Origin of the sequence: Flavobacterium sp. (assembly GCF_035299005.1) — a bacterium.
Classification (GTDB): Bacteria; Bacteroidota; Bacteroidia; order Flavobacteriales; family Flavobacteriaceae; genus Flavobacterium.
Window position 1 is genome coordinate 120,944 of sequence record NZ_DATGXL010000014.1, and the last position, 22,949, is coordinate 143,892.

General features: G+C 31.0%; 22 protein-coding genes. 9 read left to right on the forward strand and 13 right to left on the reverse strand.

Annotated features, from left to right (window positions below; genetic code table 11):
* Positions 1 to 4: 4 nt before the first annotated feature.
* The 7 genes from VK164_RS09390 to trmB all read right to left on the reverse strand — a co-directional run bounded on the left by VK164_RS09390 (position 5) and on the right by trmB (position 5,831).
* Complete coding sequence (locus VK164_RS09390) at positions 5 to 1,147, reverse strand: Mrp/NBP35 family ATP-binding protein (RefSeq protein ID WP_324209092.1); 1,143 nt, start codon at positions 1,145 to 1,147, stop codon at positions 5 to 7.
* A 180-nt stretch (positions 1,148 to 1,327) separates the two neighbouring features.
* The gene (locus VK164_RS09395) at positions 1,328 to 1,816 is read right to left on the reverse strand and encodes a YceI family protein (RefSeq protein WP_324209093.1); all 489 of its coding nucleotides are present in this window, start codon (positions 1,814 to 1,816) and stop codon (positions 1,328 to 1,330) included.
* A gap of 126 nt (positions 1,817 to 1,942) precedes the next feature.
* Complete coding sequence (locus VK164_RS09400) at positions 1,943 to 3,352, reverse strand: hypothetical protein (RefSeq protein ID WP_324209094.1); 1,410 nt, start codon at positions 3,350 to 3,352, stop codon at positions 1,943 to 1,945.
* A gap of 23 nt (positions 3,353 to 3,375) precedes the next feature.
* The gene (locus tag VK164_RS09405; protein ID WP_324209095.1) at positions 3,376 to 3,960 is read right to left on the reverse strand and encodes a YceI family protein; all 585 of its coding nucleotides are present in this window, start codon (positions 3,958 to 3,960) and stop codon (positions 3,376 to 3,378) included.
* A 177-nt stretch (positions 3,961 to 4,137) separates the two neighbouring features.
* Positions 4,138 to 4,473, reverse strand: a complete 336-nt coding sequence (locus VK164_RS09410) for an MGMT family protein (protein ID WP_324209096.1) — start codon at positions 4,471 to 4,473, stop codon at positions 4,138 to 4,140.
* Positions 4,474 to 4,476: 3 nt separating this feature from the next.
* Positions 4,477 to 5,103, reverse strand: coding sequence for a hypothetical protein (locus VK164_RS09415; protein ID WP_324209097.1), 627 nt, complete (start codon positions 5,101 to 5,103; stop codon positions 4,477 to 4,479).
* Between the two features lie 53 nt (positions 5,104 to 5,156).
* The gene (gene trmB, locus VK164_RS09420) at positions 5,157 to 5,831 is read right to left on the reverse strand and encodes a tRNA (guanosine(46)-N7)-methyltransferase TrmB (RefSeq protein ID WP_324209098.1); all 675 of its coding nucleotides are present in this window, start codon (positions 5,829 to 5,831) and stop codon (positions 5,157 to 5,159) included.
* 192 nt (positions 5,832 to 6,023) lie between these two features.
* On the opposite strand from trmB, the gene VK164_RS09425 reads away from it, so the two are divergent.
* Positions 6,024 to 7,088, forward strand: coding sequence for a glycosyltransferase (locus VK164_RS09425; RefSeq protein ID WP_324209099.1), 1,065 nt, complete (start codon positions 6,024 to 6,026; stop codon positions 7,086 to 7,088).
* Here VK164_RS09425 and VK164_RS09430 read toward each other — a convergent pair.
* Together VK164_RS09430 and VK164_RS09435 are read right to left on the reverse strand one after the other, a co-directional pair.
* Positions 7,062 to 8,105 (reverse strand): sensor histidine kinase, encoded by a 1,044-nt coding sequence (locus VK164_RS09430; RefSeq protein ID WP_166234987.1) that lies wholly within the window; start codon positions 8,103 to 8,105, stop codon positions 7,062 to 7,064. The genes VK164_RS09425 and VK164_RS09430 overlap by 27 nt on opposite strands.
* The gene (locus VK164_RS09435; protein WP_324209100.1) at positions 8,105 to 8,788 is read right to left on the reverse strand and encodes a response regulator transcription factor; all 684 of its coding nucleotides are present in this window, start codon (positions 8,786 to 8,788) and stop codon (positions 8,105 to 8,107) included. Before VK164_RS09435 ends, VK164_RS09430 begins: the two co-directional genes overlap by 1 nt.
* 181 nt (positions 8,789 to 8,969) lie before the next feature.
* Here VK164_RS09435 and VK164_RS09440 point away from each other — a divergent pair, with 181 nt between their 5' ends.
* From VK164_RS09440 to VK164_RS09460, 5 genes are all read left to right on the forward strand, one after another.
* Complete coding sequence (locus VK164_RS09440; protein ID WP_324209101.1) at positions 8,970 to 11,738, forward strand: TonB-dependent receptor; 2,769 nt, start codon at positions 8,970 to 8,972, stop codon at positions 11,736 to 11,738.
* A 162-nt stretch (positions 11,739 to 11,900) separates the two neighbouring features.
* Positions 11,901 to 13,061, forward strand: a complete 1,161-nt coding sequence (locus VK164_RS09445) for a hypothetical protein (RefSeq protein ID WP_324209102.1) — start codon at positions 11,901 to 11,903, stop codon at positions 13,059 to 13,061.
* Between the two features lie 104 nt (positions 13,062 to 13,165).
* Entirely contained in the window at positions 13,166 to 13,507 is a 342-nt protein-coding gene (locus VK164_RS09450; protein ID WP_324209103.1) for a T9SS type A sorting domain-containing protein, read from the forward strand.
* 104 nt (positions 13,508 to 13,611) lie between these two features.
* The gene (locus tag VK164_RS09455) at positions 13,612 to 15,372 is read left to right on the forward strand and encodes a T9SS type A sorting domain-containing protein (RefSeq protein ID WP_324209104.1); all 1,761 of its coding nucleotides are present in this window, start codon (positions 13,612 to 13,614) and stop codon (positions 15,370 to 15,372) included.
* An 81-nt stretch (positions 15,373 to 15,453) separates the two neighbouring features.
* Positions 15,454 to 16,434 carry an acyl transferase gene (locus tag VK164_RS09460; protein ID WP_324209105.1) on the forward strand — a complete coding sequence of 327 codons (981 nt, stop codon included), beginning with the start codon at positions 15,454 to 15,456 and terminating at the stop codon, positions 16,432 to 16,434.
* 52 nt (positions 16,435 to 16,486) lie between these two features.
* On the opposite strand, the gene tyrS is transcribed toward VK164_RS09460, so the two are convergent.
* Entirely contained in the window at positions 16,487 to 17,794 is a 1,308-nt protein-coding gene (gene tyrS / locus VK164_RS09465) for a tyrosine--tRNA ligase (protein WP_324209106.1), read from the reverse strand.
* Between the two features lie 141 nt (positions 17,795 to 17,935).
* Here tyrS and VK164_RS09470 point away from each other — a divergent pair, with 141 nt between their 5' ends.
* A complete protein-coding gene (locus VK164_RS09470; protein WP_324209107.1) occupies positions 17,936 to 18,919 on the forward strand; it encodes an SDR family oxidoreductase in 984 nt (327 codons plus the stop codon).
* Here VK164_RS09470 and VK164_RS09475 read toward each other — a convergent pair.
* Genes VK164_RS09475 through VK164_RS09485 form a run of 3 tightly spaced genes read right to left on the reverse strand, consistent with a single transcriptional unit; the run spans position 18,912 to position 21,343 of the window.
* Positions 18,912 to 19,274, reverse strand: coding sequence for a DUF4296 domain-containing protein (locus tag VK164_RS09475; RefSeq protein WP_324209108.1), 363 nt, complete (start codon positions 19,272 to 19,274; stop codon positions 18,912 to 18,914). The genes VK164_RS09470 and VK164_RS09475 overlap by 8 nt on opposite strands.
* Positions 19,275 to 20,621, reverse strand: coding sequence for a dihydroorotase (locus VK164_RS09480; protein ID WP_324209109.1), 1,347 nt, complete (start codon positions 20,619 to 20,621; stop codon positions 19,275 to 19,277).
* Positions 20,621 to 21,343, reverse strand: coding sequence for a polyprenol monophosphomannose synthase (locus VK164_RS09485; RefSeq protein WP_324209110.1), 723 nt, complete (start codon positions 21,341 to 21,343; stop codon positions 20,621 to 20,623). The genes VK164_RS09480 and VK164_RS09485 overlap by 1 nt, the downstream gene beginning before the upstream one ends.
* A 106-nt stretch (positions 21,344 to 21,449) precedes the next feature.
* Here VK164_RS09485 and VK164_RS09490 point away from each other — a divergent pair, with 106 nt between their 5' ends.
* Both VK164_RS09490 and VK164_RS09495 read left to right on the forward strand, forming a co-directional pair.
* The gene (locus tag VK164_RS09490) at positions 21,450 to 22,115 is read left to right on the forward strand and encodes a DUF4271 domain-containing protein (protein ID WP_324209111.1); all 666 of its coding nucleotides are present in this window, start codon (positions 21,450 to 21,452) and stop codon (positions 22,113 to 22,115) included.
* A gap of 17 nt (positions 22,116 to 22,132) precedes the next feature.
* Positions 22,133 to 22,882, forward strand: a complete 750-nt coding sequence (locus VK164_RS09495) for a uroporphyrinogen-III synthase (RefSeq protein ID WP_324209488.1) — start codon at positions 22,133 to 22,135, stop codon at positions 22,880 to 22,882.
* The last annotated feature ends 67 nt before the right edge of the window (positions 22,883 to 22,949 follow it).

The following is a 22,949-nucleotide window of genomic DNA, read 5'->3' on the forward strand; positions in this document are numbered from 1 at the left end:
AATTTTATTTTCCTTTAACAGCAGAACATCCTGCCATAGTAGTTATTTTGATTGCTTCAGTCGGCGGCAAGCTTTCATTACGATTAACTGTCTCTTGTACAACATTTCTAGTGATTGTTTCAAAAACACTCTCTAAAACAGATGCAGTTTGCAATGCAGCTGGACGTCCATAATCTCCGGCCTCACGAATACTTTGTACAAGTGGAACTTCACCTAAAAGAGGCACTTGTAAATCTGCTGCCAAATTTTTTGCTCCTTCTTTTCCAAAGATATAATATTTATTTTCTGGTAATTCTTCTGGAGTAAAATAAGCCATATTTTCTATGATTCCTAAAACTGGAACACTTACAGCATCAGACATAAACATTGCAACACCCTTTTTAGCGTCTGCTAAAGCTACAGCTTGAGGTGTGCTTACTACAACAGCTCCTGTAATAGGTAACGATTGCATGATTGACAAATGAATATCACCAGTCCCAGGAGGCAAATCGATTAGCATAAAATCTAATTCTCCCCAGTTAGCATCAAAAATCATTTGATTTAGTGCTTTTGCTGCCATTGGACCTCTCCAAATAACAGCCTGATCTGGCTTTGTAAAAAAGCCAATTGAAAGAATTTCAACTCCATAACTTTGAACTGGTTGCATTTTTGATTTTCCCTCCACTTCAACTGAAATAGGTTTGGCATTTTCAACATCAAACATAATTGGCATTGATGGTCCATAAATATCCGCATCTAAAACACCAACTTTGAATCCCATTTTAGCTAATGAAACAGCAAGGTTAGCAGTAATTGTAGATTTACCAACACCTCCTTTACCAGATGCGACTGCTATAATATTTGAAATTCCTGGAATAGCTTTTCCTTTTATTAAGTTAGGATTTTCGGCCTTTTCTGGTGCTTCAACTTTTATATTTACTTTTACTTTTGCTTTTTCATATACTCTTTCGTGAATAACTTTGATAATATCCACTTCAGTACGTTTTTTTATATGTAAAGCTGGTGTAGCCAAAAGCACATCAACAACGACCTCATCTCCAAAAGTGATTACATTTTGAACTGCACCACTTTCTACCATATTTTTACCTTCTCCTGCCACAGAAATAGTTTCTAAAGCCGCAAGTATCTCTTTTCTATCTAGTTTCATTTTTATTCAGACTGATTTTAGATTGCAAAGATAGGAAGAAGTTTATGAGTTTAAAAGTTTAGAAGTTTAAAGTTTTTATAATTGAATAAGTATAATCTATACAACCATAATCCATTAAAATAAAAAAGCAATCTCTATAAATAAAGATTGCTTTCCTAAACTAAACATGAAAAAGATTTATTAATATTGTAAAAAGAGATTAAAATGAATATCAACATTGTCGTTTACAATAACCATCCCTAATAATTTTTTAGGTGCTTTCAAGTTAAAGTCTTTAATATTGATTTTTAATTGTCCTTTTACATTATTATTTTTTGAATCATAAGTAACTGGAATTGTATACTCTTTAGAAACTCCTGCAATTTCAACTTTTAATTTTGCCGAAATATGCTCTTTTAAAGTGGTGATTTCTTTTACTTCTAATTTTATATTTGAATACTCGTTGGCCTTTAGGATGGTTTTGAAATCTTTGGTTATCATTTTATGAGCACAATCAAAGCCGGTACTCTTTATTGCTATTTTTGCACCATCTAATACAATTTTAGCATTTTGTTTAGATAACGAAACTTGAATTTCGTCTTCAATAAATGCTGAGTTGTATTTACATTCAAAAGAATTTACATTTGATTTTCCTTTAATAACAACTTCACTTTGGTTAGTTATTTTCACTTTGGTTTTGTTTGAAACAAAACCTAGATTCATCAAAATAAAACACCCTATAAACAAACTAATTGTTCTCATGATTCTTGAAAAGAGAAAAGCTTTCACTTTTCTCTTTTTTTAATTATTTATTTTTTAGAAAGTGATAACTGCTTCAAACATTAATCCACTGAATTTACCACCATATAAGTCATTTAAGCTATTTCCACTAAATTGAGAATAATCTTTATAGCTTTGAGTTGTGTAAGCTACTTTTGCTAAAATATTTTTAGTCATAAACCAACCCATACTAGATTCAAATCTGTTTACACTTACTTTGTCAGCATCAGCATTAGCTAATTTTCCAGATACTACATTGTATCTTGCACCTACATAAAATTTTTCATTTGCTCCGAATCTGTATACAACGTCACCTGCATATTGGTTTACTTTACGAGCTTCATCAACACCTTTTTTATCGCCACCTTGAGCTAACTCTATTGTTCCGAAAAATTCCAATCCTTTGTATTTAACAAATGGGTTAAACATTACAGTTGTAAACCAGTTTCCAAAATTTGGATTAAATCTACCAGTTGTAGCGTTTGCCGCTAAATCAGTTGTAGCATTATTAGTAACTGCTGTTGTTCCATAAGTATAGGCTGCATGAGACATTACGTAGTAATAACGGCTACCAGCTCTGTCTGAACTCCATGGATTACCACTCATGTTTGCATTATGTGCTAATGAACCTGTAAATCTTACTCTTAAATCAGTATTAATTTGTTTGTCATAACCTAATTTTGCTAAAATTGTTGGGCTAATTGTTGTATTTGGATCTGGCGCTGCAGTAGTTGCTGCTGCAGGAACGAATTCAGTTACATTTTGGTTTAATTTACCATTTGTCATACCAAACATAGAAACAAATCCGTTTCTGTTGTAGTAAATTTCAGCTCCCATTTCGGTTGTAAAAGAATCCATAATATTACTTTCTATAAATGGATTTACCAAAGCGCTACCATTATCTGATCTTCTAAAGTGAGCATCACCATAGTTGTTTTCCATTTGACCAATCTTGATTGTAGCATATTTCATGAAACCAGCTAAGAAATCTTTTTTAATAAAATCTAACTTGTCAATTTGTAAATATCCACCTTTAACCCATGTTTCATTGTGGTGTCTTGCTGCTAGATACAAATCTAAATTAACTCTAACTCCATCATACAATTGAGCTCCAATAGTCATATTTGCAGTAGGTAAATTGAATTGATTTTCAAGATTGTTCAATCTGTAGTTTGTAATTGCAGTTCCGTTTGAAGCGGTATATGTGCCTTGTGTTTGATCGTTAAACGAATTAATTGCCTGAAATTGTAAAGCAAAAGCTCCTCCTAAATCAATACTTAACCCTTTAAACTCAACGCTATCTTTTTTAACATCAAATTGATTAATTGCTCTTTGATCTCTTGGTATTAGATTTTGCATATTACCAAATGTAGTTGTCTGCGCCTTAATGCCAGTAGATAAACCTAAGGCTAGTATTGCTAACGAAAATTTAATAAATGTTCTCATGATATGAATTTTTATATTTATATTTAGTTATAAGTTACTTTAAAATCTACAACAACTTCTTTTCCTGTTTTAATAGTTCCCATTAAAGCTGTTGGAGGCTCGACACCATATAATGTCATGTCTAATTTTTGTTTCCCAGAGAAAACCATTTTTTTACCTATAAGTTTAACTGAAAAAGTTTGGTTGATTCTTTTAGTCACGCCAGCAATTGTTAAATCACCTTGCGTTTCTATAGTATAATTATCGTTGGAAACTGTTGTTATTTTTATCACTTTTACTAATTTGAAAGTGATAGTTTTGTGGGTTTTGCTTTTTAGAGCTTTGAAAGTATTTTTATCCATTCCGCTTTTACCGCTCTTTAACTGTTCGGCTTCAACAGAAAAATCTAAACTTTTTATTGCTTTCAAATCACCAGCATCTAAAGTTACTGCTGCTTTTCCGCTCATTGCTTTGGCTTCTATTGTCCAATCGTGTAAATTTGAAGTTCCATCTACTACTAATTTACTTTCGGCTAAAACTACTTTTGCCTCTTGTGCCTTACCGATAAAGCCTGTGGCTAAAAAAAGTACTAAAAACCATTTTTTGAAGTGTATTTTTAAAGTGTCCATTTGTATTGATGTTTAAATTACAATACAAATTTCCATCTATAAAACAAGGGATTATATGACTTTTGTCACATTTGTTACAGAAAAAAAATGATACATTATAGAATGTATTAACTCAAACGTTTTAGTTTTAAAAAAAGTGGTGAATGAGTTAAAAAAATAAAAAATATTTCTGAAATTTTATTTGAAAGGCTCCCAAAAGTGTTTTTCAAAATCAATAATTTGATTTTCTACTACTTTTATTCCTTCATTTTCTAGAAGTTGTTGCATTAAATTGGTTCCATCAAAATGATGTTTACCAGAAAGTAATCCTTTTCTGTTGACCACTCGATGCGCTGGAACATCTTCTAAATTGTGAGAAGCATTCATTGCCCAACCTACCATTCTAGCAGAACGAGCAGTTCCTAGTGCCTTTGCAATAGCACCATATGAAGTAACTTTCCCTTCTGGAATTTGGCGAACAATTGCATAAACACGTTCGAAAAAATTTTCATTATTTGAGTTTTGCTTTTTCAAACCTTAAAAATACATTTTATAAAGCGAGGAAATAGCCACGATACCAGTTAAAGCAGCAATTAAAAAATTGATATTTTTTACAATAAAAGTTAGTCGGTGTTCAATTAACTTAAAAAACTTAGCATATAAGTAAAACACAAAATAGGTCCCAATAGCTGCAGATAACGAAAACAAGAGTATAGAAACCATATCATACTGGAACAAGTCTTTAGAAGACATCATTAAACTTGTTATAGCATACCACGGAATGGCAAACATGTTAAACGACGACAATGCCATACCATAAAAAAAACGATTTCTTTTTGCTTCTATTTTTACTTCAATATCTTTCTTTTTTTTGGCATTGAAACCCATTACAGTGAAAGCAACGGTTAAAGCTATAAAAATAAATGTTCCTATCTTTTTTAATCCTTCACTAAAAACAGGATTTGCATCTAAAAACTTTGCAAAATAGGTTCCAAAAAAACATTGAAAAAAAACTACAACAACTGCTCCAAAAGCAAAATTTAGAGCTTGGGTTTGATTTTCTTTAATGCTCAATTTTGCAATTGTCATATTTAACATTCCTGGAATAATTATTCCTACAATAGAAATTATTAATCCTAAAAAAACAGCTAATACAAAAGTCATAGAAAGATTTTTATCAAAAATAGGAAAGATTAACTAGTCTAAAGCAACTTATATTACTTAATTCTAAATTGTATATATGTAATTGGCTTGTTCACCTCTAAATATTGGCTTTCGTAAAATGTTTGAATACCTGTTACTTCAGCTGGGGCTCCTTCATTTTTATAAATATTGTGATTTGCATAAATTACTTCGTGACCTTCACCATGTAGCAATCCTAATGTATAACCATGCATAAACTCTGAATCGGTTTTTAAATGCATTAACCCATTGGTCTTTAAAACCTTTTTATATCGATTTAAAAACTCTGAATTTGTCATTCTATGCTTCGTTCTTTTGTATTTAATTTGTGGATCTGGAAAAGTAATCCAGATTTCTGAAACTTCGTTTTCGGCAAAACAATGTTCAATTAATTCAATCTGTGTACGCAAAAAAGCCACATTTTTCATGCCTGATTCAACTGCTGTTTTTGCACCACGCCAAAACCTTGCTCCTTTAATATCAATCCCAACAAAGTTTTTATTTGGACTTCTTTCAGCTAATCCAACAGAATATTCTCCTTTTCCACAACCCAATTCTAATACAATAGGATTGTCATTCTTAAAAAAATCGCTATTCCATTTTCCTTTTAATGGGAAACTATCCGATACAACTTCTTCTCTTGTTGGTTGAAAAACATTTACAAACGTTTCGTTTTCTTTGAATCTCTTTAATTTATTTTTACTTCCCACGATTTTATTTAATTTTTTGGTAAAATTAAGGAAATATAAAAGAACTCAAATTTTTTTTACTTTATATCTTGAAAAAGTATAACTTTTAATGACGATTTTGTTCAATATGCAAATCAATAATTACATAATGCTTTTATTTTATACCTTTGGGTCAGAATTTTATTTCTCATCGCCCCTAAGATCAAGACATAAATGAATACCCCGAAGAAAATACTAATCACTCCATTAAATTGGGGATTAGGACACGCTACAAGATGTATACCGATTATCAAAGCATTGGAACAGAATAATTTTGAACCTATAATTGCTTCTGATGGTGTTGCATTAGCATTATTAAAAAAAGAATTTCCGCACTTAACTTGCATAGAACTTCCTGCATATAATATTGAGTATGCAACTAATGGAAGAAATTTTAAATGGAAACTTTTAACTCAAATGCCTAAAATGTTTAGTGCAATTAGTAAGGAAAAAAAAGCCATTCAAAAAATCATTGAAAATTACAAAATTGAAGGGTTAATATCTGACAATAGACTTGGTTCTTTTTCTGATGTAATTCCTTCTGTTTTTATTACACATCAACTCAATGTGCTTTCTGGAAAAACGTCTTGGTTAACCACAAAAGTGCATTTAAATTATATTAAAAAATATACTGCTTGTTGGGTTCCAGATGTGGATAAATTTCCGAATTTATCTGGAAAATTGGGGCATTTAGACAAGCCTTTAGACAATATCACATACATTGGACCATTAAGCAGAATTACTAAAAAAGATTTACCCAAAAAGTATGATTTAATGGTAATTCTTTCAGGACCCGAACCTCAGCGAACCCTTTTAGAAGAAAAACTAATTGAGGAATTGCAAGAGTATCCAAAAGAAATTCTATTTGTAAAAGGAATTATTCAAGACCAACAAAAAAATTGGAATGAAAATCAAATTACTTATTATAATTTTATGAATTCAGAACAATTAGAAACTGCTTTTAACGAAAGTGAAATTGTCCTATGTCGTTCAGGTTACACAACAGTTATGGATTTAGCTAAATTAGGGAAAAAAGCTTTTTTTATTCCAACTCCTGGTCAATATGAACAAGAATATTTGGCAAAAAAATACAAAATGGAAGGCATCGCACCAAGTTGTAAACAAGATAAATTTAGAATAGAAAAACTATCAAAAATTGATGTATATAAAGGATTACAAAATTTTTCAAGTGAAGAAATAGATTGGGAAAATCTATTTAGCCTTTTCCAAAGTAAATGAGAATTCTGACCCTTTCCCGAATTTACTTTCAACATTGATTTTTTCATTGTGACGCTCAATGATATGTTTCACTATTGCTAAACCTAAACCCGAACCACCTTCACTTCTTGCTCCACTTTTATCAACTCTATAAAAACGCTCAAATAGTCTTGGGATATGCTGCTTTTCAACACCTTCCCCATTATCACTAACCTTGACAATAACTTTATTATTTACAAAATCTTCAATGCTTACTTCAGTTGTACCATTTTCTTTTCCATATTTAATAGAGTTCTCAACCAAATTTGTAATAACTTGCTGTATTTTTTCTAAATCAGCAACTACCTTTATTGGCCTAACATATTTCATATCAAAAGTTAAGAGAATATTTTTCTTGGAAGCTCTCATTTCAAGTAAATCCAATACGTTTTGAATCACATCAACAATATTAAACTCAGAAATTTCCAAACCAAGTGTATCCATTTCTAACTTGGTAATCATATCTAAATCATTCACAATGTAAATTAAACGTTCTACACCTTTTTCTGCTCTTTGCAAATATTTTTTTCGAATGTGCTTATCGTCCATAGCGCCATCTAAAAGCGTTAACAAATATCCTTGAACGGTAAAAAGAGGTGTTTTTAATTCATGAGAAACGTTTCCTAAAAATTCTCTTCTGTATTCTTCACGAATCTTTAGTGATTCTATTTCTAGCTTTTTATCACGAGCAAATTTTTGAACTTCACTTGTAAGCGTTGCCATATCAGTAGTGATTGGCTGATTTCTGAAATTGGCATTTTCTAGTAAAGAAACATCATCATATATTTTCTTTACTCTTTTGTAGATAAAATATTCTACTCTATACTGTAATACAAAGAATGAAAATATAGAAAGTGCTATAACAAATAGCAACAGATAATAAAAGGGAAGTTTAGCAAAATAATAATTGGCTATTGCTAAAAATCCAAAAGAAAACAAAGCAATATAAAAAGATGATTTTATTGCGAATTTATATGATTTTTTAAATTTTATGGCCATTAAAATTCAATTTTGTAACCAACTCCTTTAATGGTTTTAAAGAAATCATCACCTATTTTTTCTCTTAATTTTCTGATATGCACATCTATTGTTCTTCCACCAACTACAACTTCATTTCCCCAAACTTTGTCTAAGATTTCTTCTCTAGTAAATACTTTTCCAGGTTTTGTTGCTAAAAGATAAAACAATTCAAACTCTTTTCTTGGTAAAATAATTTCTTTTCCGCTACTAATAATTTTATATTCTTCACGATTGATTTCAATATTACCAACTGTTAATGTACTGGTTGCTTGACTATCCTCTTTTAATCTTCTTAATAATGCCTTAACCTTACTTACAAGCACTTTTGGTTTAATTGGCTTAGCAATGTAATCATCTGCACCAGCATCAAAGCCTGCTACTTGAGAATAATCTTCTGAACGAGCTGTCAAAAATGTAATAATTGTATCTTGAAGTTCTGGGATTTTTCTAATATTTTCACAAGCTTCAATACCATCCATTTCTGGCATCATCACATCCAAAATGATAAGGTGTGGTAATTCTTTTTTAGCTTTAGCAATGGCTTCTTTACCATTATTAGCAGTAGAAATTTGATATCCTTCTTGAGATAAATTATAACCTACAATTTCTAGAATATCCTTCTCATCATCAACCAACAAGATTTTAATATCTTTTTTTTTCATAACACTATTAAGTTGCATTTCTGATTGTAAAGATAAAGATAAAACAAAACGATTTAATGGCTTAACAATTATTTAATCTGTTAACCTTTTAATAACAGATAAGAAACTTATTGATAATGACCAAGTAACAATTGAGTAACGCTGTCACACTTTCTTTGCACCAAATTAATAATCAGATAACATGAAAATTAAATTTCTATTTTTAACATTACTTTTTACTGCATTATCATTTGCTCAAAATGCAACTATTAGCGGTGAAATATTAGACAAGGAAATGAACAACGAACCTCTTCCTTTTGCTACTATTGTAATTAAAGAAACCAAACAAAATACTACTACAGACGAAAATGGAAAATACTCAATTTCAATACAACCTGGTAGTTATACATTAGTAATTAACTATTTAGGCTACGAAAATAAAGAAATTCCTTTTACAGTAATCGCAGGAGAAACAAAAGTAATCAATCATACATTGGCTTCAACAGGCGGAGAAGAATTAAAAGACGTTGTAATTGAAGCACAAGTAAGCCGAGAAAAAGAAACTGCTTTATTGCTTGAACAACAGAAAGCAGTTGAGATTAAGCAAAGTATTGGTGCACAAGAATTATCTCGTAAAGGGATTAGTGATGTCGAAGAAGGTTTAACAAAAATTACTGGTATTTCTAAAGTAGAATCAAAAGGATTATTTATCAGAGGTTTAGAAGATCGATATAATAACTTATTAATAAACAATCTTGCCGTTCCTTCTAATAGTCCATTCAAAAAGATTATCCCTTTAGATCAATTTCCTACTGATGTTGTAGGTTATATAGATGTTTTTAAAACATTTAATCCAAATATATATGGTGATTTTGCAGGAGCAACTATTGATGTAAAAACTAGTCAACCTACAAAGGAACAAACTAAAATTAGTTATGGTGTTGGTTATACCACAAATAATAACATGAGTGATTTTTTACTTTCTGAGGATGCAGATAACACAAAAAGTTTTTTTGGCTTTGGTGGACAAGAAAGAGAATTACCTGGTGGTTATGGTGAAATTCCTGCTGGAAGAATCAACAATGATTACAAATCAAGCTGGAATGTAAATAAAATTAAATCTCCTTTAAATACTAGTCTTGGAATAAGTCATTCAGGAAAGTTTGATATCGGTAAAAACAATAATAAATTATTTTATGTTTTTGCAACTAATTTTGACAACAAATACCAAGTTAGAGAAGGAGTAGATAGAACATTTTCACAAGGTCAAGGAATTTATGACAATAATTTAACAAAAAAACAATTCAAATTTCAAACACAAGCCTCGGCTTTGTTAGGGTTGCAGTATAAAGCTGATAGAATTAAATTATTCTACAATAGTTTATATTTAAAATCTACCGAGAACTTAATTCAAGATCAAATAGGCTATACTAGAACGGCTGTACAAAATCCAAACGAGTTTATTCGTTTAAATCAATATGAACAATCTGATTATTTTGCGAATCAATTTTTTGGGAACTACAAACTAACAAAAGATGACAAACATTCTTTGAGCGGTGGTTTATCATACACAAGAACAAAATATAGCCAACCAGACAGAAAATTTATTACAGGGACAAAAATTAGTGATACTGAAATCAACACGCAGTATGGAAGTAATAACTTATTACGTCAGTTTTTCAATATTGACAACAACTTCCACTTGTCAGGCAATTTAGAATACAACTTAAAATTTGGCAAAAACGAAGACAATTTAAACAAATTATCTTTTGGATATAGTGGTTTTGCAGAATATATGGTTTCAAAATTTAGATTCACCTTTGGAAATCCAAACTCTGGATCTGCTCCATACGATGCGCCAGTAAACGACATTGACGAATATATTCAAAATGATATTGCTAATAACTTTCTTTCGTTTACTGAACAATCAACTGCAGAATGGAAAACAAAAGTATTCCAAAGAGCCGATGGTGCATACACCAATTTACTTTTAAATGTAAATGAAAAATTTGAGTTCAATGTTGGACTTCGAGCAGAAAACACAATAAGAGAATATAAATACAAATCTATTGTTGACCCAATTTCAAATCCATACAGAAAAAAAACTAGCGAAAACTTATATATTCTACCTTCTTTAAACATTAAATATGCAATAAAAGAAGATCGTAATTTACGTTTAGCTGTTTCAAAAACGTATACAAAACCGGTTCTTTTTGAGAGTTTAGATATTAACTTAATCAATGCTGATGGAACAACCGAGAGAGGAAATTCGGATATTGAGAACAGTGAAAACTATAATGCAGATTTAAAATTTGAAGTATTCCCAACTAATAAAGAAATGTTTGCAGCAACATTATTTGCAAAATATATTGACAAACCAATTGAAAGAACTGTTCAAGCAAGTGCAACTGGAAGCGGGCAAACTATTACATATTACAACAATAAAAACGCTACATTATTTGGAGCAGAATTTGAGTTTTTACTACAATTAAGTAGAATAAACGAAAATTTAGAAGGATTGTCTTTTGGATTAAACACTTCATTAATGATTACGGAAGCAACAGTTAACAAAAATAGACCTGGATATTTTGACACATTTGAAAAAAGAGATTTACAAGGTGCTTCAAATTGGTTATTAAATTCTGACTTAAAATACGAATTTAATTTAGGTGAAAATTGCAAAAACACTGCCTCATTAGTATACAATGTTTATGGAGAACGCATTTATGCTGTTGGAATAGCAGGAAATGACCATATATATGAAAAACCATTCCATAAATTAGACTTTGTTTGGGGAAGTAATATTAGCAAAGCTTGGGACATAAAATTCTCAGTAGATAACATTTTAAATCCTTTATACAAAAGAGAATTGGGAGAAGATAGTAAAATTTCAATTGATGAATCATCATTATTATTGCAGAGCTATAAAAAAGGTGTTGGTTTTTCAACAAGTGTTTCTTACACATTCTAAATATTTAAAGAGCAGCTAATTACTGCTCTTTTTTGTTTACATAAAAGCAACATTGGTTTTACGATTTTATGATTTTTCAATAACCTTTTTATAATGGTAAAAAAACATTCTAAACACATGCGCAATATAAATTTGCTATAACAATTAAAAAACACAATTAACATGAAAAATTTATTTTTAAGTCTAACTATTTTAGCTACATTATTCACTGGATGTTCAACAGACGATGACGAAGGAACAATACAACCAGTTGAAGGAGAACTTACAGGTTCTATAACAACAAATAGAACAATTGCATATGGAAACTATACTCTAAATGGTATTGTTACTATTGAGCCAGGTGTAACAGTTACTTTTGATGCAGGTTCAACAATTACTGCAAGTACAACAAATGGTGTTGATGCAATCGTAGTTAAAAATGGTGGAAAACTAATTATGAATGGAACTGCATCCCAACCAATTGTTTTAACTGAATCTTCTGCAACACCAGGTTCTTGGGGAGGAATTATCATGTATGGGGATGCTCCAATAAATGGTGCAGGTGGAGTTACTACAAAAACTTCTGAAGATGGATTAAACTTAACATATGGCGGAACAAACCCAACTCATAATGGTGGAACATTACGCTATGTGAGAGTAGAATATGCAGGTAAAAAAATTACAGATGGAACAAGTGAAATGAATGGTTTTTCATTCTATTCAGTAGGTTCAGGTACTATATTAGAAAACTTAGTTTCATACAAAGGAGCAGATGATGGATACGAATTTTATGGTGGAACTGTAAGTGCTTCAAATTTAATTTCTTATGGGAACTATGATGATTCATTTGACTGGCAAGATGGCTGGAAAGGACAAAACAATTCTAATTGGTATGCCTATCAAACAACAACAGGTAACTTTGGAATGGAAATCGAAGCTTCAAACAACAATAATGCTTTTTGGCCAGTAATTGCAAATATTACTTTAAAAAGAGCTGCTGGTACAGTTACAGAAGGAGGTTCATCTGCAGCAGAATACGATGCAATTCAATTCAAAAAACAAGGTAATGGTGACTTCTCTAATATTGTAATTTCGGGTTATACAACTGCGGGAGCTACAGCTGTAAGAATTCAAGATGCTGGTACAAATACAGATCAAGTCAACGCAAGTAAAATAAAATTAACTTCTGTTAAAATTAACGACGGAACATCTGAATATGCAGGAGCTGGTACATTAACGGTTGCATTCCCTTCAGGACAATTTACCACAAGTACTTCAGCAACTGGAGCTAACTTAACAAATGGTGTTTGGTCAACAGTTGGAGGTGTAAGCTTAATTCAGTAATCTAACTAAAGATAGTTAAAAATCCCTCGATTTGAGGGATTTTTTATTTGGCATTGTATTTGTATAGTATTTTTAATATCTTTACACTATATTTTTAGTTGCGAATGAAAAAAAATTACACTTATATCATTTTACTGTTAGTTGCTTTATTTTCTTTTAGTGCTCAAGCACAAGAAGGCAAAGCAAGCGTTACAACTAAAACTCAAGAACCTACAATTGAGGGACTTACTATTTATCCTAACCCTGTAAACTCTGGAAAAATTTTTATTACAACTAAATCATCTTTAGACAAAAAGGTAGAAATTTTTAATGTGCTTGGTAAAAAGGTACTAGAAACAGTGATTACTTCAAAAGAAGTAAATGTGAGTAATTTAGCTGCAGGTGTCTATATCATCAAAATAAAAGAAGGTGATGCTTCTGCTACTAGAAAGCTAATTATCAATTAGTTCTTTACACTATTATTCCTAAAATTAATTTTAAGTTAACAGCTAAATATTAGTTAGAAACTTAAAAACTATTTATCTTTGTACCATAATTTAATTTTATAAAAATGAAAAAACTTTACACTTTATTATTATTAATTTTTGTGGCTTTTTCTGCAAAATCACAAATTGTTATCAGTCAAGTTTATGGAGGTGGTGGGAATTCTGGAGCGCCTTATACGCATGACTTCGTTGAACTTTTCAATAGAGGAACAGTTTCGGTTGATATTTCTTCATGGTCAGTTCAATATGCAAGTACAGCAGGTACTACATGGAGTGTCACAGCAATACCAGCTGCTACAAGTATAGCACCTGGCAAATATTACTTAATCAAGCTTGCTGGAGGAGCAACAGGTGTAGCTTTACCAACTCCTGATTTAGACATCACTGCATCGCCTGCAAATTTATCTGGTACAAACGGGAAAGTAGCTTTAGTAAACAATACAACAGCTTTATCTGGAGCAACTTTAACTGCAGGCACTTATGTTGATTTAGTTGGATATGGTACTGCTAGTGCATACGAAGGATCTGCTGCTGTAGCAGCTTTATCAAACACAACATCTGGAATTAGATTAAATGGAGGATGTACAGATAACAATTCAAACAATACTGATTTCTCAACAGGAGCACCTTCTCCAAGAAATTCAAGTACTGCTGCTAATGTTTGTTCTACAAATCCAAGTTTAGCTATTTCTTCACCTACGAATGGAGCTATTTTCTCACCTACAACTACAAACGTTAATGTAGCTTTATCTGTTAGCAATTTTAATGTAGCTAGTGGAACTGGAGATGGACATATTCATTATACAGTGAATGGCGGTGGAGTTGTTATGAAATACGACACTACACCTATCGCTCTTTCAAGTTTAACACCTGGAACATACATAGTTTATGTTGAATTAGTTGACAATGCTCATAATCCAATCTCTCCAGCTGTAAATGCTACCGTAACATTTACTATTGCTTCATATAATGTAGTTGCTGACATTGCAGCTTTAAGAGCTGATGTAATTGCTAATGGAACAGGAAGATATTACCAAATTACAAGTAACCCTGTAATAACATTTAAAAGAGCAACAAGAAATCAAAAATATATCCAAGATGCTTCAGCAGCAGTAGTAATTGATGATGCCGCTGGAATAATCACAACAACTATGAATGCTGGAGATGCTATAGCTTCTTTAAAAGGTCAGTCATTATTATTTAATGGCTTATTGGAATTAGTCCCAACTGAAGACGCTTCTGTTGCATCAACCGGGAATACTGTTACACCACAGGTTGTTACAATAAGTGATGTCGTTTCTAACATAGAAAATTACGAAAGTGAATTAGTTAGAATTAATGGAATCACATTTGACGCTACTGCTACAAATTTTGCAGTTAACACTAACACTCCTATAACAGCTCCAACAGCATCAGTTTTCAGAACAGTATTTACTGCTACTGAAGTTGACTACATTGGCCAACCGATCCCGACTGCTTCAACAAGTATTATTGCATTCCCTGGAGAAAACACAGTAGCTGTGACATCACCTTCAATTTATTTTGTTGCGAGATCATTAGCTGAAATCAATTTATCCTCTGCTTCATTTGACAACATTGATGGTTTAACAATGTATCCAAATCCTTTGTCTGGGAACACTTTATTCTTAACTTCTACTGCCAATGCTGATATGTCAGTTCAAATTTTTGATATATTAGGTAAAGAAGTAGTAAAAGCAAATGTAATTAACAACTCTGTAAACGTAGCTAAATTAACAGCTGGTGTTTATGTAGTTAAAATTACTGAAGAAGGTAAAACTGCTACCAGAAAATTAGTTATCAAATAATTAATTTCAAATTATATTAAAAGCATCAACGAAAGTTGGTGCTTTTTTATTTAAGACAAATTTGTTTGCTATTTTTGCACCATGATTTCACAAGAAGATATTTTCCAAATTGGCTCTAAAAAAGAATTTGAAAAAATTGCTTTAAAAATATTTCGTCATCAGTACGATAACAATTTGGTATACCAACAATTTTGTAGCTTCTTAGCAAAAGACAAAACTAACGTGAAATCGTTAACCGAAATCCCTTTTTTACCCATTCAATTTTTTAAAAGTCATAACGTTTTGAGCGCGAATGGAATCATTCAGCAAACATTCACCAGCAGTGGAACCACTGGAATACATACTAGTAAACATCTAGTTGCCGACGTAAGTTGGTATGAAAAAAGTTATCGGTTAGGTTTTTCAGAATTTTATGGAAATATTGAAGACTATTGTGTTTTGGCATTGCTTCCTTCTTATTTAGAACGCGAAGGTTCATCCTTAATTTACATGGTGGAAGATTTAATCAAAAGTAGTAATCACAAAGACTCTGGATTTTATTTACATAATTATGAAGAATTAATTTCTAAACTAATTGAGTTAGATAATTCGGGACAAAATGTAATTTTAATTGGTGTTACTTATGCCTTATTAGATTTGATTGAGAAACAAAAATTTCAATTAAAAAACACTATTATCATGGAAACCGGTGGCATGAAAGGTAAGCGAAAAGAAATGATTCGCGAAGAATTACATGCGATTTTATGTGATGGGTTTGGAGTTTCTAAAATTCATTCAGAATATGGAATGACAGAGCTTCTTTCGCAAGCGTATTCTCTTGGTGACGGTGTTTTTGAATGCGTCCCTTGGATGCACATTCTAATTCGCGATACCGAAGATGCACTCACTTATGTTTTAGAAGGAAAAACAGGCGGAATTAACGTAATAGACTTGGCCAACATAAATTCATGTTCATTTATTGCTACGCAAGATTTGGGTAAAAAATATCCCAACCATTCTTTCGAAGTGTTGGGACGTTTTGACAATTCTGATATTCGTGGTTGTAATCTTATGGTACTTTAACTGTTAAAATGTCTATTTTTTAAATCGATTCTACAGCCTAACAATTTGACATTTAAACAATTTTTATCACGTAATAATTTTTCTTACCTTTTTGTAATAATAAGAATTGATTGTTGATTAAATCTTCTTTAGTGATGATTTTATCTTCTCCTACTTTCTCTTTATTCAAAGAAATCGAATTTTGCTTCAACTCTCTACGAGCATCACTATTAGAAGCTAAGAAATTAGTTTTTGCTGCTAATGCCGCAATCATATCTAAACCAGCATTCAAATCTTCCATCGAAATTTCAGCTTGAGGAACTCCGTCAAACACTTCTAAAAACGTTTTCTCATCTAACTTTTTTAATTCATCCATAGACGGACTAAAGAACGCATTTGAAGCCGCAATAGCATTTTCTAAATCTGCTGCAGAATGTACCATAACAGTAATTTCTTCTGCCAAACGTTTTTGTAATACTCTTAAATGAGGGGCTTCGTTATGTTCTGCAATTAATTTTTCAATCGTTTCTTTATCTAAGAATGTAAAAATTTTAATGTATTTTTCAGCATCAACATCCGATGTATTCAACCAAAATTGATAAAATTTATAAACCGAAGTTTTATCAGCATCTAACCATACATTTCCACCTTCAGATTTTCCAAATTTAGAACCATCTGCTTTTGTTATTAATGGCGTTGTTAAAGCATATGCTTTTGATTTTTCTTCATTACCAACATTCATTCTTCTTACAAGCTCTGTACCTGTGGTGATGTTTCCCCATTGGTCACTTCCTCCCATTTGAAGCAAACAATTGTAATGTTTATTCAAATGATAAAAATCGTAACCTTGAATTAATTGATATGTAAATTCGGTAAAACTCATTCCTTCTGTTCCTTCTTCTCCACTCAAACGCTTTTTTACAGAATCTTTAGACATCATATAGTTAACCGTAATACGTTTTCCAATATCACGAGCAAAATCAATGAATGAAAAATCTTTCATCCAATCATAATTATTAACTAAAATTGGAGCATTTTCATCTTTAGCATTAAAATCTAGAAAACGAGATAATACTTTCTTTATTCCTTCTACATTATGATTTAAAGTAGCTTCATCTAATAAATTTCTTTCATTTGATTTTCCTGATGGATCACCAATCATTCCTGTTGCACCTCCTACTAATGCTATTGCTTTATGTCCAGATTTTCTCAAGTGCATTAATAGAATAATTTGCACTAAACTTCCAATATGTAAAGAGTCTGCAGTTGGATCAAAACCGATATAAGCCGTAGTTGCTTCTTTTAGTAATTGTTCTTCTGTTCCAGGCATCATATCATGAAACAAACCTCTCCAACGTAATTCTTCTACTAAATTTTTCATCTTTTGTAATAATTTGGGCAAAGATAGTTTTTAGTCTTAAAGTGGCAAAGTCTAAAAGTCAAAAGTGATAAAGTTTTGAAATTCTAAATCTAAAATCATTAATCTTAAATCTAAAATCAAAAGATTTGCTATTTTTACCACATGATTTTAGTTACAGGAGCAACAGGATTAGTAGGTTCACATTTGTTAATACCACTTCTTCAAGAAAATGAAGAAGTAAAGGCGTTATTTCGTTCAAATAAACAAATTGAGAAAACGAAAAAGATATTTGAAAATAACAAACAAATCGATTTGTTTGAAAAAATTAACTGGGTAAAAGGTGATATTACTGATATACCTTCTCTTGAAAAAGCTTTTGAAAATGTAACCCATGTATACCATTGTGCCGCTTTAGTATCATTTGAACCTAAAGATGAAGAAAAGCTTAGGAAAATAAATATTGAAGGCACTGCAAATATTGTAAATTGTTGTATTGATTTCAAAATAAAGAAATTGTGTCATGTAAGTTCAATTGCAGCACTTGGCGATACCAAAGAAGCTGAGCATTTAATTACAGAAGAAACCGAATGGAATTCTGAAAAACAACATAGTGATTATGCTATTACAAAATATGGCGCAGAAATGGAAGTATGGCGGGGCTTTCAAGAAGGATTAGATGTTGTAATTGTAAATCCAGGTGTAATTTTTGGATATGGTTTTTCTAATCTTGGAAGTGATCTTTTTATTCAATGGGTAAAAAATAAAATCCCTTTTTACACCAATGGTATTATTGGAATTATTGCCGTACAAGATGTTACAAAATGTATGATTACTTTAATGAAAAGCAAAATTTCAGGCGAACGTTATACTTTAGTTGGTGAAAATTGTACTTACAAAGATTTGTTTTTCTATATAGCTACTTTATTAAACACCAAAAAACCTTTTATTTGCGCTTCAAAAACATTAACTTCTGTTGGTTGGCGACTTGATTGGTTGCGAGCAACTTTAACAAATAGTAAAAGAAAACTAACAAAATCAACCGCTGCTTCTTCACACGCTATTGACCAATATGACACTCAAAAAATCGAAAATGCGATATCAATTTCTTTTCAAAAGAAAGAAACTTTTCTAAAAACTGTTATTTGAGTCTTTCTTTTCCCTCAGGCAAAATAGAATCATTTTCAATTTTTGCTTTATCTAAACGATCTAAAACTTCCTGATACATTTTTTTATACTTGCGTGCATCAGCTGCATAATAACGCTGATTTTGATAGTAAGTTGTACTATCTATTTCATATTTTTTAAAAATATATGTATTTATTTTTATGTTTTTTTCAGATAATCTAAAAGGCATGGAACCATCGGCTGCTTGCAAAACAGCAATGTCAAATAAAATATCAGTCATTACTTCATCATCTAATAAATTATCCGGTTTTGGTACAGGGTTTTTTGAACATGAAACACTGATAATTCCAAAAAATAATACTACTAACTTTTTCATTTATATTGCTCTTTCAAATAATAAACGTTGACCTACTTTTGTTTCTTTAACTTTACCATTTGCATATACTAACTTCCCGTTTACAAAAGTATGTGTTACTCTCGATTTAAAATTATAGCCTTCAAAAGGTGACCAACCACATTTGTATAAAATATTTTCTTTCTTTACATTCCAAGGTAAATACGCGTTCACAATAGCAATATCAGCAAAATATCCTTCTCTAATGAATCCGCGCTTTTCGATTTTGAAAATTTTTGCCGGATTGTGACACATTTTTTCTACAATTTTTTCTACCGAAATTTTTCCTTGATGATGTGCTTCAAACATGGCAACAACAGCATGCTGTACTAATGGCCCACCAGATGGACAGGTTGTATAAGAATTTATTTTTTCTTCTAATGTATGCGGCGCGTGATCGGTAGCAATAACATCAATTCTATCATCCAATAATGCTTTCCATAGTGCGTCTTTATCTTCTTGAGTTTTAACCGCTGGATTCCATTTTATTAAAGATCCTTTTGCATCATAATCAGCATCAGTAAACCACAAATGATGCACACAAACTTCAGCTGTAATTTGTTTTTCTTCTAATGGAATTTTATTTGTAAATAAATCCATTTCTTTTGCGGTTGACAAATGAAAGACATGCAATCTAGCACCTGTTTTTTTTGCCAATTCGATAGCTTTTGAAGATGATAAATAACAAGCTTCTGCACTACGTATTAGATGATGATATTTTACTGGAATATCTTCACCATATTCTTCTTTATATTTTTCTAAATTGGCTTTAATTGTTGCTTCATCTTCGCAATGAACGGCTATCAGCATTTTAGTAGATGAAAAAATATTCTCTAAAACTTCTTGATTATCCACCAACATATTTCCGGTTGAAGAACCTAAAAACAATTTAATTCCTGCAACATTGCGAGGATTAGTTTTTAAAACTTCTTCCAAATTATCATTTGTTCCACCCATCATAAACGAATAATTTGCATATGATGTTTGAGAAGCAATTTTATATTTATCTTCTAAAAGCTCTTGTGTAACTGCATTTGGAACTGTATTAGGTTGTTCTATAAATGAAGTGATTCCACCAGCTATAGCTGCTTTACTTTCGGTTTCAATGGTTCCTTTATGAGTTAAACCTGGTTCTCTAAAATGCACTTGATCGTCAATAGCTCCTGGCATCACATAGCTTCCTTCTGCATCAATAATCACACAGTTTGACGATTTTGGACTTATTTTCTCGGCAATCTCCTTAATGAATTCATCTTCAATTAATATATCACCCTCAAAAACAGCACCTTCGTTTACAATTTTGGCATTTCTAATTAAATATGTATTCATTATAATCTATTAAATATTTTTCGTAACCTTAACATAATTACTCCAACTACAGCTTCACGAATAATTCCACCACTCATTTTTGACTGCCCTTTTGTTCTATCAGTAAATATGATTGGCACTTCAACAATATTGAATTTATTGACAAAAGCACGGTATTTCATTTCTATTTGAAAAGCATAACCAACAAATTTTATTTTATCAAGATTTACTTTTTCTAAAACAACTCTTCTGTAACATTTAAATCCAGCTGTTGCATCAGCAATTTTCATTCCAGTAATAATTCGAACATAAACCGAGGCAAAATAAGACAGCAATACACGGATTAAAGGCCAATTGACCACATTGACGCCATTTGAATACCTTGATCCAATAGCTACATCTGCACCATTTTCACAAGCCACTAATAATTTTTCTAAATCGTTAGGGTTATGAGAAAAATCGGCATCCATTTCAAAAATATAATCATAACCTTGTGAAAGCGCCCATTTAAAACCATGTACATAAGCCGTTCCAAGTCCAGCTTTTTTAGTTCTAACTTCTAAAAACAATTGCTTATCAAATTGTTTTTGAAGTTCTTTAACTTTTATAGCAGTTCCATCAGGAGAATTATCGTCCACAATTAAAACATGAAAAGTGGTAGGTAAAGCAAAAACTGCATTTATTATTGCTTCAATATTTTCAATTTCGTTATAAGTAGGGATTATGACAATGCTTTTAGCCATAGAATGAATTATATTTTGATGCAAAAATAAACTATTTCTAGTGGATAATTCTTAATAATTTTATAATAATCATATTAAGTGTATTTTTTGTAATTTTGCAATCAATATGCTAGCAATACAATTACATGACCGAATAATCGAAAGCAAAGATTGGGCAACCCTTTTGTTTGTTTTTTGCATTGGTATTATTGCCGTGAACAAAACAGTTTCATCTATTCGTTTTTCCGAATTTGTACGTTTAGCTTATTCTGACAAATACACAAAAATATATAGAGATAGTAGCAATTTGATGAATGGTTTTACAGTATCAATGTTTGTTTTACAATTGCTCTCATTCTCATTTTTTACTTTGTTAGTCTTAAATCAATTTGATAAAGCTGAAAAAAACAACATTATCATTTATATTCAGATTTTTACTTTTTTAACTGTATTTATACTTTCAAAATATCTCATCGAAAAAATTATAGCTACAGCATTTAAAATAGAAGAATTTAATGAACAATTTAATTTATTAAAAGTAAACTACCGTGCTTACTTTGGATTTATACTTTTACCTGTTAATATTATTCTTTTTTACAACCCAATAGATTCAGATTTGTTTTTTTGGGCATTACTTTTTGCATTATTTGCAATAAACATTGTTACATACTTGGTTGCATTGAAATTATATCAAAATTTACTGATACGTAAAATATTTTATTTTATTTTATATCTTTGCACCCTTGAAATAGCGCCTTACTATTTCATTTATAATTGGTTTACAAAAAATTAGAGAGAAATATGTCAAATTTGAAAGTGAAAACAATTTTAGTTTCACAACCAGAGCCTAAAGTAGAAAATTCTCCTTATTTTGAGCTACAAAATAAACTTAAAGTAAAAGTTGATTTTAGACCCTTCATACATGTTGAAGGTGTTCCTGCTAAAGAAGTAAGAGCTCAGAAAATCGATTTAAACAACTTCACTGCTATTATATTAACTAGCAGAAATTCAGTTGACCACTTTTTTAGAGTGGCTGAAGAAATGCGTTATAAAGTACCTGAAGATTTAAAATATTTTTGTCAGTCAGAAGCTGTGGCTTTCTATTTACAACGCTATGTGGTGTACCGAAAAAGAAAAATTTATGTTGGTCAAAAAGACTTTGTAGATTTATCTCCTTTGATTAAAAAATATAAAGACGAAAAATTCTTACTACCTTCTTCTGATCAATTAAATGCAGACGTACCTCCTACGCTTGATGCCTTAAAAGTAGATTGGACTAAAGGTACTTTTTACAGAACAGTAATGAGTGATTTATCAGATTTAAAAGATGTTTATTACGATATTTTAGCGTTTTTTAGCCCAACAGGAATTAAATCTTTGTTCAAAAATTTTCCAGATTTTAAACAAAACAACACTAGAATTGCTGTATTTGGAAGCACCACACAAAAAGAAGCTTTAGAACACGGATTACGTGTAGATATTATGGCTCCAAGCCCTGGAACACCATCAATGACAGGTGCTTTAGAAAAATATGTAGCTGAAGTAAATAAAGGAAAATAATATTTATTTCTAGATATAAAATCCCAAATTCAAATTGAATTTGGGATTTTTTTTACAGCAGCTTTAT

Coding starts and splice junctions, on each gene's coding strand:
- VK164_RS09390 (WP_324209092.1), bottom strand. CDS start 1,147: ATGAAACTAGATAGAAAAGAGATACTTGCGGCTTTAGAAACTATTTCT.
- VK164_RS09400 (WP_324209094.1), bottom strand. CDS start 3,352: ATGAGAACATTTATTAAATTTTCGTTAGCAATACTAGCCTTAGGTTTA.
- VK164_RS09405 (WP_324209095.1), bottom strand. CDS start 3,960: ATGGACACTTTAAAAATACACTTCAAAAAATGGTTTTTAGTACTTTTT.
- VK164_RS09415 (WP_324209097.1), bottom strand. CDS start 5,103: ATGACTTTTGTATTAGCTGTTTTTTTAGGATTAATAATTTCTATTGTA.
- VK164_RS09425 (WP_324209099.1), top strand. CDS start 6,024: ATGAATACCCCGAAGAAAATACTAATCACTCCATTAAATTGGGGATTA.
- VK164_RS09430 (WP_166234987.1), bottom strand. CDS start 8,105: ATGGCCATAAAATTTAAAAAATCATATAAATTCGCAATAAAATCATCT.
- VK164_RS09435 (WP_324209100.1), bottom strand. CDS start 8,788: ATGAAAAAAAAAGATATTAAAATCTTGTTGGTTGATGATGAGAAGGAT.
- VK164_RS09440 (WP_324209101.1), top strand. CDS start 8,970: ATGAAAATTAAATTTCTATTTTTAACATTACTTTTTACTGCATTATCA.
- VK164_RS09445 (WP_324209102.1), top strand. CDS start 11,901: ATGAAAAATTTATTTTTAAGTCTAACTATTTTAGCTACATTATTCACT.
- VK164_RS09450 (WP_324209103.1), top strand. CDS start 13,166: ATGAAAAAAAATTACACTTATATCATTTTACTGTTAGTTGCTTTATTT.
- VK164_RS09455 (WP_324209104.1), top strand. CDS start 13,612: ATGAAAAAACTTTACACTTTATTATTATTAATTTTTGTGGCTTTTTCT.
- VK164_RS09460 (WP_324209105.1), top strand. CDS start 15,454: ATGATTTCACAAGAAGATATTTTCCAAATTGGCTCTAAAAAAGAATTT.
- tyrS (WP_324209106.1), bottom strand. CDS start 17,794: ATGAAAAATTTAGTAGAAGAATTACGTTGGAGAGGTTTGTTTCATGAT.
- VK164_RS09470 (WP_324209107.1), top strand. CDS start 17,936: ATGATTTTAGTTACAGGAGCAACAGGATTAGTAGGTTCACATTTGTTA.
- VK164_RS09475 (WP_324209108.1), bottom strand. CDS start 19,274: ATGAAAAAGTTAGTAGTATTATTTTTTGGAATTATCAGTGTTTCATGT.
- VK164_RS09480 (WP_324209109.1), bottom strand. CDS start 20,621: ATGAATACATATTTAATTAGAAATGCCAAAATTGTAAACGAAGGTGCT.
- VK164_RS09485 (WP_324209110.1), bottom strand. CDS start 21,343: ATGGCTAAAAGCATTGTCATAATCCCTACTTATAACGAAATTGAAAAT.
- VK164_RS09490 (WP_324209111.1), top strand. CDS start 21,450: ATGCTAGCAATACAATTACATGACCGAATAATCGAAAGCAAAGATTGG.